The 1,008-nt window shown below is 71.5% G+C and carries 1 protein-coding gene; it reads left to right on the forward strand.

Going from position 1 to position 1,008, the window contains the following annotated elements; translation table 11 throughout:
- Nucleotides 1-224: 224 nt before the first annotated feature.
- On the forward strand, nt 225-1,001 hold the full coding sequence (locus tag ACNPM4_RS06905; RefSeq protein WP_448985192.1) for a MarR family winged helix-turn-helix transcriptional regulator: 777 nt from the start codon (nt 225-227) through the stop codon (nt 999-1,001).
- Nucleotides 1,002-1,008: the final 7 nt, after the last annotated feature.

The following is a 1,008-nucleotide window of genomic DNA, read 5'->3' on the forward strand; positions in this document are numbered from 1 at the left end:
CGGACGGGCCGCGGCCGCCGGGGCCCCGGTCGCCGGGGCGACGCCCGCGCAGTCGGGACAGCGCCTGCGCGATGGCTTCGGCGGGATCCTGCGCGGCGGGGTCGTGCGGTTCGGTGGTCACCGTTCGATTTTACATGCGACTTGACATGCATTGGGACTCCATGTCACACTACATGTACATGCACTGTGACATTCACATGCACACTGACAACTAAGGACTTTCCATGAACACCTCTGAATCACAGAACCCCGAGAACACCACCCGCCCCTTCGGCTACTGGCTGAAGGCCGCCGACCGCCTGATGGCGGCCGAGTTCGCCGCCGCCTTCGACGGCGAGCACGCCAGCCGCCGCGACTGGCGGATCCTCAACATCGTCGACGGCACCGTCACGACGGACCGCCCGCTGAACGAGCACAAGCTGCACCGACTCGTCGAGCGCGGCTGGGTCGCCCCCGAGGGCGACGGCTGGACGCTCACCGACGAGGGCCGTGCGGCGAAGGATCGCCTCGGCACCATCGTCGACGGCATCCGCGCGAAGGTGTCGAGCGCCGTCTCCGACGAGGAGATGGCCACCACGCTCGCCTCGCTCGAGAAGATCGCTCGCGCCTTCGGCTGGGACGAGGAGACGCCTCTTCCCCGCGGCCGTCGGCACGGCTTCGGCGGCCCCCGCCACGGACGCGGATTCCCGCGCGGCTTCGGGCGCCCGTTCGGCCGCGGCTTCGGCCACGGACCCGAGCACGGCTTCGGTCCGGATGCGGAGCACGGCTTCGGTCCGGACGCGGATGCCGAGCACGGCTGCCGCCACGGCGAAGCGGGACCCGGGCACCGCGGTCACGGCCGCGGGCACGGACACCCCGGGCACGGCGACCACGGTCACGACGACCGGGGCCACGGACACCCCGCCCACCGCGGACATGGTCCGCACCGTGCCGAGCGCATCGCCCAGCACGCCTTCGAGCGCGGCTTCGACGCGGGCTTCACCCGCGGTAGCGACGCCTGACCTCCAC

The organism is Microbacterium umsixpiens, assembly GCF_053543675.1.